Source organism: Mycobacteriales bacterium, from assembly GCA_036497565.1.
Taxonomy (GTDB): Bacteria; Actinomycetota; Actinomycetes; order Mycobacteriales; family QHCD01; genus DASXJE01.
In genome coordinates, this window is the sequence record DASXJE010000104.1 from 1 (window position 1) to 9794 (window position 9794).

Sequence of the window (9794 nt, forward strand, 5' to 3'; positions counted from 1 at the left end):
GCAGCCTAGAGATCGGAGTAGCGGTCGCCGGGGCGGAAGGTGGCCACTCCGAGAGTGCTGTCGGACTGTCCGTAGTACGCCAGCCATCGGTCCTGGAACCACACCAGGCCCTCGACGAAGGTGACATTCGAGACGAGGCCATGCAGATCCTCGACCGTGGTGGGTTCGATCCAGGGTCGCGTCAGTTCGGCGAGGACCTCAGTCGGCCGCGCAGGGTCGAAGAGAGCCTGGCCGGCGGTGTACCGCACGCTGCCATCCGAGTTCCTGATCGCAGCGTTGTGAATGAGCAGGATCAGCCCGTCGTCCGTGACCAACGGCGGCGGACCGACCTCGACGAGGAAGTCGGTGAAAGTCCCCGACCGAGGTGCGATGACTGGCGGTTGATCGTCAGGGATGATCGGGGTCCAGTGCAGGAGATCGTCCGAGGTCGCCACCCAGATCGAGCCTTCGCCGAAGTACATCAAGTACTTCCCGTCGACCGGCTGCGGGAGGATGCCGCCGGCCTTGGACCAGGGCCCGGGTTGGCCGTGGCCCCGGGGTTGGAACGTGTCGAAGTCAGGGAAGATCGGGCCGTGCTTGGTCCAGGTGCGGAGGTCGGTGGAGGTGGCCAGGCAGACGAGCGCAGTCTGCCGGTCCCAGCCGGAGTAGGTGAGGTAGTAGGTGTCGCCGATCCGGGTGACGCGCGGGTCCTCGACGCCGTACCGGTCGTAGTCCTCGCTCGGCGAAAGGACCGGGTCCGGCTCACGCTTGAACGTGATCCCGTCTTCGCTCCAAGCCAGCCCGACGTGGGAAACGATGTCGTCGGCGTGGGCCCGATACAGCAGAGCCACCCGGTCGTCCATGACGACCGCTGCCGGGTTGTAGACGCTACCTGACTCCCAGCCCTGTCCTTGCGGACCGAGGATGGGGTTGCCGTCGTACGGCGTGAAGGGGCCGAGCGGGAAGTGGACTGGTCCCGTGGTCATCATGTCCTCTCTCGTGTCACGAATACTGAGCAGGCGAAGCTGGGTTGAAGATGCTCGGTCAGCCCTTGACCGCGCCGCCGACGACACTGGCGACGAGGTAGCGCTGGAGGAAGACATAGACCACCAGCAGGGGAAGAGCCACGATGATCGTCGCCGCGGACAGGAGGCTCCACTGGCTCACGTATGCGCCCTTGAAGGCGAAGAGTCCGAGCGTCACCGGTGACTTGGCCTGATCGGGGAGCAGGATCGTCGCGAGGATGATGTCGTTCCAGACCCCGATGGCCTGGAGGATGAAGACCGTCGCAAGTACAGGCTGGATGAGCGGCGGAAGAAAGCGGAAGAGGTACCGCAGGTATCCCACCCCATCGAGGACAGCCGCCTCGTCGAGCTCCTTGGGGACGGACTTGAGGTAGCCGGAGATCAGCAGCGGGCCTACTCCGACCCCCGAGACCATGATCAAGATGTAGCCCAGCCGGGTGTCGTACAGGTGCAGTCGGAGGGCGAGCTGGAAGACCGTGACCAACGTGTTCGGCAGAAACAGCATCGAGACGAACAGGATGTTCCAGAGCCGGGTGTGTTTGAGGTAGCCGCGGGCGACGGGGAAGCCGACCATCAGAGACATCACTGTGCCCAACGCCGCCGCGGCGAAGGTGTAAAGCACGCTGTTCAGCACGTAGGCCGCGAAGTTGCCCTGATGCCATGCCTTGCCGAAGTTCGACAGCAGGGGTGCCTTGGCGATGCCGGTCGGGTTGTTGAAGAACTCGCTGTTGCTCTTCAGGGCTGTGTTGACCAGGAACGCCAGCGGGAAGAGAAAGATGAGGATGACCACACCGAGCAGGATGTAGCTCACGACCTTGGCGGGCCCGGACGTGCGCGCCGCACCGACCGACTGCGACTGTGAGGTTGCCGGGGCCGTTGTGGTCCGGACGGCAGTTTGGAGTTCGCTCACAGTGCTGTCTCCTTCCGGCGGAGGTACGTAAGCGTGGCCACGGAGACGATCATGACGATGATGAACTGAACGATGGAGATCGACGCTGCGTAGCCCTGTGACTGCACCGAACCGCCCTGGCTGCCGCCGAACCCTTGAGTGAAGATGGCCAACGAGAGGACCTGGGTCGCCGGATTGGACGGGCCGGTCAAGACGTAGATCAGCTGGTAGCTCTGCAGTGACCCGATGATGCACAACAGCGTGTTCGCAGTGACCGAGGGTGCGAGCAACGGGTAGGTGACCTGACGTAGCTTCTGCCATCTCGTGGCGCCGTCGATGGAGGCCACCTCATAGAGTTCCTGAGGGATGGCCTGCAGACCGGCGAGGTAGATCACCACTGCTACGCCGATGCCCGACCAGACCTGTACGACGATCACCAGCGTCATGGCCAGGTGGGGATCACCGAAGAAGGCCGAGGACGCCCCGAGCGACTTCCAGACGCTGGCAGCCGGCCCCCCGCTCGGGTTGAAGATCAGCGAGAAGATCAGCCCGACCACCGTCACACCCAGGATCGTGGGCATGAACACGACCGCCCGCGCGAAGTTGCGCCCCCGCAGCCGCTGGTTGAGCAGGACGGCGATGAACAGCGCGAGGACGTTCTGGAACAGCGTCACCGCGATCGCGAACACGAAAGTGTTCTTCAGGGCGTGAAGGTTGTACGCGATCTGGGCCGAGGAGAAGAAGGTGCGGTAGTTCTCCAGCCCGACCCAGTGAGTGGGCAGGAAGGGCAGGGATCGGATGTCGGTGAAGGAGATCGCGAAGATCCCTATCGCGGGGATGATCGAGAAAATGACGACGAGACTGATCCCGATCGCGAAGGTCAGCTGTACTGTCCATCGACGACCGAAGATGAAGGTGTTGGACCGGTTCATCGCGTTCCTCTCCGACGGCACACGTAACCGGTAACAGGAGTCACGGGGTACGCAGGGATGGGGCCTACTTCAGACCCGCCTGCCAGTCCTTCTGCGAGGCGTTAGCGGCTCCTTGAGCATCGGAGGAACCCATCGGAGCGATGCCGGCCCAGTTGAACGGAAACTGCGCCGCCGGACCGGCCTTGGTGTCGGCGATCCAGAGGGTGTCCCAGGCCGGCTCGAAGGTGCTGGTGTACTTGGCAATCTCCGAGTAGAACGGGTTGCTCTTGGCAGCGACCACCGACGGAGCAAACCCTGCCTGGTCGTCGAAGAGCTGGTAGTTGTTCGAGAAGAAGCTGAGGTATTCGATCGCTGCATCCTTGTTCTTCGCGTTGCTCGGGACGGCGAGCGTCAGCTCGACCTTGCCGCCGAGGTACTTGTTGTCGGCCGCGTTGTCGCTGGCGGGAAGCGGGAAGTAGCCGAAATCGAGCTTGCTCCCACCGGCCTGCTGGATGGTGGTGGTGTTCCACGTGCCGTCACTCATCATGGCGAACTTGCCGTTGACGAAGTCGGACGTCATCGTCGCGTAGGACACACCGGCGAAGTTGGGCTCGGCGTACGAGTAGAGCTTCTGGACCTTCTGCAAGACCTCCGCCTGCTTGCCCTCGTTGAGCTTCACCGACTTGGCGTAGAGGCCCTTGGCCAGCTTCTCCTTGTCCTGGGTCGTGGGGTAGAGGCTCTGCACCACACCGAGCATGTTCAGTCCGGCAGAGTCCTTACCGCCGATCCCGAGGGGCACGATCCCCTTGGACTTGAGCTTGGCGCAATCCTTCATCAGGTCGGTCCACGTGGTGGGTACCTGGATCCCGTTGGCGGCAAAGATCTTCTTGTTGTAGAACATCCCGGAGTAGTAGCTGAGGCCGGTGGGAACGGTGTAGTTCTTGCCCTTGTACTTGATCTGGTCCAGCACGGTCGGCTTGTACTTCTTCATGAAGGGCTCGTGGGTCAGGTCGACAAGTCCGCCTTGGTCGGCCATGCGTGCGTCGTCGCCCTCGTTGGAGGCGGGCACGTAGCTCGGCAGTTGGACCGGGCCGGCGAGCCCGACGTCGATGCTGCCCGCAGTGAGCCTGGATGTATGGGCCTGGGCGTAGTTCTCGTTCGGCACCGAGGAGAAGTTGACCTTCACCGACGGGTACTTCGCCATGAACGCCTTGTTGACCGCCTTGAAGCCCGCGTCCGACCCCGTCGCGCTCGAGACGAGGATGTTGAGACTGCCGCTGGCTTTGCCCTTGGGCGTCGGAGCGGATCCACCTCCGCTTCCGGAACACGCTGCCGTGACCAGCAGGGCGGCGAGCCCAACCCCTGCCAGCGCGAGCCGGCGCGGTGCACGGAACGGGGTTGTTGCCATGGTTCCTCCGGAGGTGGTCCGAAACGTTTTGGGCCAGCGGAGGCTAGCAAAACGTTTCGGGTTCGCCAAGAGGTAGGTTTCGGCGAGGAGGGTCGACCGCTCAGGGCACCGGGCCGGTGGACGCGCGAACGATGAGGCTGGTCGGCTCGGTGTCCACCCGTGCCGCAGGCTCGCCGTTGAGCATGCCGAGGAGGGCTCGGGCCGCTTCCGTTCCCAGCGAGTGCGGGGCCGTGGTCACAGTGGTCAGCGACGGGCGAGCGTAGGCCCCGAAGTCGATGCCGTCGTAGCCCGCGACGGAGACGTCCTCGGGGATCGAGAAGCCCATCTCCGTCGCCTTGGCGATGAAGCCGAAGGCCATCAGGTCGTTCGCGCAGAACACGGCGGTCGGCCGGGGCCGCCGCCGTAGGAGGTTGGCGGCAGCGCGGCTTCCGCCGGCGAGAGAGAAGTCCCCCTCGACCATGGCGCCGGGGCGGATCCGGGCGGCGGACAGGAAGTCACGCCATGCCGACTCACGGTCGTGAGCGTGGATGTAGTCCGTGGGGCCGGAAACGTGGGCGATCCGTCGGTGACCGAGCGCGAGGAGATGATCCAGTAGGGCGTTGATGCCAGGCTCGTGGGATTGGCGAACGGAGGAGATGCCGTCCCACCCTGGCCTCGCGTTGATTGCCACCGCCGGGATGCCGAGCGATCGCACGAGGTCGAACCGGCTGTCCGGGATAGACACGTCCGTGAGGAAGACCCCGTCCACGCGGTTGTCCGTGGCCAGGCGCCGATAACGCTCGACAGCACGTTCACGCGTCGGAGCGACCTGGAGAACGAGCGCATACCCGTCGTCCTCGAGGACCGCTTCGATACCGCTGATGAATCCGGCGAAGAACGGGTCCGAGGCGATGACCGACGAACTGCGCTGGATCACCAGTCCCACATTGAAGGCGCGCTTCTGGGAGAGGCTTCGGCCGCGCAGCGACGGAGACCAGCCAAGCTGGTCGGCCGTCGCCACAATCCGCTTCCGGGTCGGCTCGGAGACCCCCGATCGGTTGTTGAGCGCGGCCGACACGGTCGCGATCGAGACCCCGGCATCCCGGGCGACGTCCACGATCGTGACTCGCGGCTTCATGGTGCGCATCCGTGAGACCCTACGTTGCCGACCCCGGTCTATCCAGACCGTCATGGCTGTCGCTATGGTCCTGCACCTAAACGTTTCGGAGCGAAGGGGCGCAGATGCGCGGACGCCGCGTCGGCATCGTCGGGGCCGGCAGCATCACCTCGCTGCACATCCCGTTCTGGAAGCGGCTTGGCTGGGAGCTGTCGGTCTACGCACTGCAGGGGGCGGAGGACCTGGCTGACCGCTACGGGATCCGGGTGCAGCCGACGTTGGAGAGCCTCCTCGGCAGCGTCGACGTCGTCGACGTCTGTACCTCGTCGGCCAGCCATGCCGGGGTGGCTGAGGTTGCCGTTCGGGAAGGCATCCCTGTGGTCTGCGAGAAGCCGATGGCGCTGTCGTTCGATGACGCACTCGACCTTGCCCAGGAGGCCGAGCGCCGAGGCGTGAACGTGCTGCCGGCACACGTCGTCAGGTTCTTCGGCCAGTACGAGGCGGTGCACCGAGGAGTCTCGGCCGGCGCGCTCGGCGACCTGGCAATCCTGCGCTTCGTACGGGGAGGGTCCAGGCCCAGCAGTGCCTGGTTCCTTGATGAGGCCCAGTCCGGCGGGATCGTCTTCGACCTGATGGTTCACGACCTGGACCAGGCAAGATGGCTTGCCGGAGAGGTACGAACCGTTCATGCCGTCCAGAACCCCGTCATGTCGAATGGGCAGGTTCCGCCAGAGGTAGTTGCCCACGCGACTCTGGTCCATGACACCGGCGCCATTTCCCATATCCAATCGTTCTGGGGTAACCCGGGGTTCACCTTCGGGCCCTCGTTCGACGTCTCGGGCAGTGCGGGCAGGGTCGAGAGCAGTCCTGCCGATGAGGTCGCTGTGTTCGAGGACATCCCCGGGCTCGGGGCGGAACACTCGTATCTACCCCCCGAGGCCGCGGAGGAGAGCCCCTACTTCACCCAGATAAGGGAGTTCTCCCACGCGCTTCTCGACGATGGCCCTTGCCGGGTGTCCGTGTGGGACGGAGTCATGGCCGTCGGCCTGGCCGAGGCGGTCAGGGAGTCGATCCGGACCGGTGAGTCCGTGGACTTCATGCGCTGGCGGAAACGGATCGGAGACGCACTGTGAGTAGCTCACCTCTGCGAGTTGGCGTGCTGTCGGCGGCCCACGGACATGCCGTTGGATACCTCCGACACATTGGCGCAGGCGCCGACGTCACCGTCCTGTTCAGCGACCCGGACGCGCCTCGCGATCAAGCCGGCAGGGGCCGACAACTCGCTGACGCGACCGGGGCGACCTGGGTCGAGAACCCGACTGAACTCCTGGCCCGCTCGGATGCGGTTGTCGTGTGCTCGCAGAACACCCGCCACCACGACGACGTCATGGCAGCGCTCGCCCAGGGTTGCCACGTGCTCTGCGAGAAGCCGATGGCCACGACCCCCGCCGACGCCGTGGAGATGTGGCGCGCGGCCGACGCAGCCGGGCTGGTCCTCGGGATCGCCCACCCTGTTCGTCAGTCCCCGGCGTACCGACACCTCAAGGCCCGGGTCGAGGCCGGCGCGCTGGGAACACTGCTGTCGGTCCTTGGCACGAACAACGGCATGCTGCCGCGAGACGCAGAATGGCTGACTCAACCGGAATGGTCTGGAGGCGGCGCCCTCGCAGACCACCTGGTGCATTGCACAGACCTGATCGACGGCCTCCTTGGCCGACCGGCGGTGCGAGTACGCGCGGTCACCAACCGCATCTTGGAGCAGGAACCGTCCACAGAAGTCGAGACGGGCGGAATCGTCACCACCGAGTACGACCACGGTGTCATAGCGAGCGTCGACTGTTCGTGGAGCCAGCCCCGAACGGCTCCGACGTGGGGCGGCCTCACGCTCGACGTCATCGGTACGACGGGGCGGCTGCGTATCGCCCCCTTCAATCTCCATGTGGCCGGCCACGCTGACAGCGGTCCTCAGTGGTGGACTTACGGGTCCGACATGGATGCCGACATGATCGAGAACTTCGTCGACTCCGTCCGAGGACGAGCCGCAATCCACGCCGACGCGGTGGCTGGTGTCCGGTCCGTTGAGATCATGGCCGCGGCGCTGGAGTCAGCTCGCTCAGCGGGCCGACCGCAAGACGTCCACTCGCTCGCGCCCACGCTGACGTGAGTCAGGATTGCGCAGTGCAATATCGCAACTTCCCGGCCCGATGTACCGATGAGGGCCCGGACCCGCAAACAAGATCCTGGATGATTTCTCGGTTCAACGGATTTCTCCAGCCGGTACCGCCGGCCGACCGGCTCGGCGCCATTGCAGCCGCGTGGCAGTACGAGAGACGCACACTGCACGCCATCTACGATCTCAGTCCGCGACCGGACGCCGCCTTGGATCCTGAGATTCCGGTTGCCACCTTGGCCACATTCGAGGCGGGGCTCGACGCGGCAGGACCGGCCGACATCCCGTGCACCCTCATCGCGGACGTCACCGTCCGCCCGACGCACCAAGGCTGGGGCCTGATGCGTCGACTCATGCGAGCGGTTGCGACGGATGCATTCAATGCCGGTGTTCCGCTCATGGCGCTCCATGCCGCACATCCCGCGCTCTACGCCCGCTTCGGATTTGCCCCGGCCATCCGTTCCATGTCAGTGGAACTCGACTGTTCCCGGTTCAGCCTGCGGAGTCGTCCGGCCGGGACGGTGCACGACGTCGACCCGCGACGTGCGGACGACATGGCCCGCATCGTTGCGACATCCTCGGGCCCGTTCAGCTTTGGAGCCCTGGGCCTCACCGACCCACCCGCAGGGCACGCACCTCGGGACGTGGGCGACGCAGACCGCTGTCTCATCCACGCGGATGAGGGAGGGAAGATCGACGGCGTATTGACTTACGCGTTCCAAGGGTGGACCCCTCAAGCGCAGGTCCTGGAGGTTCGTTCGGAGACGTACGCCACGACCGACGCCCATGCGGCCCTCTGGCAGACGGTCGCGTCCACCGGGATTGCCACAACGGTGTCCGCGACCGACGTTCGTCTCGACGACCCGCTTCCGTGGATGCTCACAGACCGCGCGGCTTGGCGGGTTACGGGTCTAACTGACGGGCTCTCGCTTCGCATCCTGGATCCGGCCAGAGCGCTGAAGCTACGGGGCTACACCGGTCCCGCTTCAGAACTGGCGATCGAAGTCATCGACCAGACAGGGACGGCCGCCGGCAAGTGGCTCGTCCGTGCTTCGGACAGTCACGCACACGTCGACACGACATCGCGGCCGGCCGACGTCACGTTGGACGCGAAAGAACTCGCGGCCATCTTCCTCGGCAGCACGCGCACGATCACACTTCTTGAGGCCGGTCTGGTCACGGCATCCCGCGCTGCTGCCCACGCGCTTGACGCTCTACTGCAACGGCCCGTGGAGGCATCGTCGTCGCTGCACTTCTGAGCACCATGTGCACAAGCGGCCGGGGTGCGGATCACCACCGTTACGTCAAGCAGCTACTCATCTGGCGCGGAGCTGCTCTAGGGTGTGAAGACGGGTACCGATTAGAGGACCAGCCATGTCAGCAAAGTTCGTACTCACCCGCAACGCCGCCGGTCGGTTTCGCGTCGATCTGCGCTCCTCCAACGGGCGTGTCCTAGCCTCCGGCGAGACCTACAAGACCAAAGCAGCCGCGCTCAACGGCATCAAGTCCATCCGCAAAAGCGCGGCCGACGCGTCCTTCGACGATCAGACGGTGGCCACGAAACCAGCCCTCGCCTCGGTAGCCGACGCGGCTAAGCCGGTGAAGGCAGCCGCGGAGAACGTCGCCGAAGGCATCGCCGGACTGTTCCGCGAAAAGCCGGCACCAGCCAAGAAACCGGCCAAGAAGCCAGCCAAGAAGCGGCCCGCGCAGAAGGCGTCGAAGGCCACCACTCCCCGGAAACAAGCCGCGAAGAAGCGCTGACCGTACGGCTGCAGCGGCTTACCGCGGGCTACGATTGGCGCCGGTGCCGGGGCCGACTTGCTGGCATAGATGTGGGTCGTGCGGCAGAGCGATTGCTGCCGCCAGATTTCGGTTGTGCACACCGAGCCGGCTCAAAATGTGCTCGATGTGCTTACGGACCGTCCCCACCGAGATGACAAGTTGACCCGCGATTTCCGCGTTGCCGAGGCCGGCCGCGGAGAGCCGCAATACCTCCCATTCCCGGGCGGTGAGGCGGGGCACGTTGCTACGCCGACGTTCGGCGCCCAACCAGATCTCGTAGAGGTGCGGGCGCAGGAGTGCCACGACCTGGCGGTCCCGCTCGCCGAAACCTGGACCGGAAGTGCGCCAGAAGAGCAATCGACGCATCTGGCCGGCCGGCGCCGGCATCGACATGATCATGCTATGTGTACATCCGATCGGGCGCATCAGGTCGTTCTGCATGGGGTCGTTGCGTCGTTCGCGATCGGTGCCGTAGAAGTCACCTTCGTGGATCACTGAGACGAGATCACCGGCCGTTTGGGGATAGCTGCAATA

General features: G+C 65.0%; 10 protein-coding genes. 4 read left to right on the plus strand and 6 right to left on the minus strand.

Going from position 1 to position 9794, the window contains the following annotated elements; genetic code table 11:
- Window positions 1–5: 5 nt before the first annotated feature.
- The 5 genes from VGH85_08950 to VGH85_08970 form a co-directional block, all read right to left on the minus strand.
- The gene (locus VGH85_08950) at window positions 6–965 is read right to left on the minus strand and encodes a glycoside hydrolase family 130 protein (GenBank protein HEY2173922.1); all 960 of its coding nucleotides are present in this window, start codon (window positions 963–965) and stop codon (window positions 6–8) included.
- A 58-nt stretch (window positions 966–1023) separates the two neighbouring features.
- Window positions 1024–1914 (minus strand): carbohydrate ABC transporter permease, encoded by an 891-nt coding sequence (locus VGH85_08955; protein ID HEY2173923.1) that lies wholly within the window; start codon window positions 1912–1914, stop codon window positions 1024–1026.
- A complete protein-coding gene (locus VGH85_08960; protein ID HEY2173924.1) occupies window positions 1911–2825 on the minus strand; it encodes a sugar ABC transporter permease in 915 nt (304 codons plus the stop codon). The genes VGH85_08955 and VGH85_08960 overlap by 4 nt, the downstream gene beginning before the upstream one ends.
- Window positions 2826–2889: 64 nt before the next feature.
- On the minus strand, window positions 2890–4212 hold the full coding sequence (locus VGH85_08965; GenBank protein HEY2173925.1) for an extracellular solute-binding protein: 1323 nt from the start codon (window positions 4210–4212) through the stop codon (window positions 2890–2892).
- Window positions 4213–4312: 100 nt separating this feature from the next.
- Window positions 4313–5338 carry a LacI family DNA-binding transcriptional regulator gene (locus tag VGH85_08970; GenBank protein ID HEY2173926.1) on the minus strand — a complete coding sequence of 342 codons (1026 nt, stop codon included), beginning with the start codon at window positions 5336–5338 and terminating at the stop codon, window positions 4313–4315.
- 95 nt (window positions 5339–5433) lie between these two features.
- Between VGH85_08970 and VGH85_08975 the strand changes: the two genes are divergently transcribed.
- The 4 genes from VGH85_08975 to VGH85_08990 all read left to right on the plus strand — a co-directional run bounded on the left by VGH85_08975 (window position 5434) and on the right by VGH85_08990 (window position 9239).
- Window positions 5434–6441, plus strand: coding sequence for a Gfo/Idh/MocA family oxidoreductase (locus VGH85_08975; protein ID HEY2173927.1), 1008 nt, complete (start codon window positions 5434–5436; stop codon window positions 6439–6441).
- A gap of 23 nt (window positions 6442–6464) precedes the next feature.
- Entirely contained in the window at window positions 6465–7472 is a 1008-nt protein-coding gene (locus VGH85_08980; GenBank protein HEY2173928.1) for a Gfo/Idh/MocA family oxidoreductase, read from the plus strand.
- A 14-nt stretch (window positions 7473–7486) separates the two neighbouring features.
- Complete coding sequence (locus VGH85_08985; protein HEY2173929.1) at window positions 7487–8737, plus strand: GNAT family N-acetyltransferase; 1251 nt, start codon at window positions 7487–7489, stop codon at window positions 8735–8737.
- A 115-nt stretch (window positions 8738–8852) separates the two neighbouring features.
- Window positions 8853–9239, plus strand: a complete 387-nt coding sequence (locus VGH85_08990; GenBank protein ID HEY2173930.1) for a DUF1508 domain-containing protein — start codon at window positions 8853–8855, stop codon at window positions 9237–9239.
- An 18-nt stretch (window positions 9240–9257) separates the two neighbouring features.
- Here the strand turns inward: VGH85_08990 and VGH85_08995 are convergent.
- A partial coding sequence (locus VGH85_08995) for a helix-turn-helix transcriptional regulator (protein HEY2173931.1) occupies window positions 9258–9794 on the minus strand: 537 nt, incomplete at its 5' end.

Excerpts from the sequence above, each read along its gene's own strand:
- VGH85_08950 (HEY2173922.1), bottom strand. The coding sequence starts at position 965 with ATGACCACGGGACCAGTCCACTTCCCGCTCGGCCCCTTCACGCCGTAC.
- VGH85_08960 (HEY2173924.1), bottom strand. The coding sequence starts at position 2,825 with ATGAACCGGTCCAACACCTTCATCTTCGGTCGTCGATGGACAGTACAG.
- VGH85_08965 (HEY2173925.1), bottom strand. The coding sequence starts at position 4,212 with ATGGCAACAACCCCGTTCCGTGCACCGCGCCGGCTCGCGCTGGCAGGG.
- VGH85_08970 (HEY2173926.1), bottom strand. The coding sequence starts at position 5,338 with ATGCGCACCATGAAGCCGCGAGTCACGATCGTGGACGTCGCCCGGGAT.
- VGH85_08975 (HEY2173927.1), top strand. The coding sequence starts at position 5,434 with ATGCGCGGACGCCGCGTCGGCATCGTCGGGGCCGGCAGCATCACCTCG.
- VGH85_08990 (HEY2173930.1), top strand. The coding sequence starts at position 8,853 with ATGTCAGCAAAGTTCGTACTCACCCGCAACGCCGCCGGTCGGTTTCGC.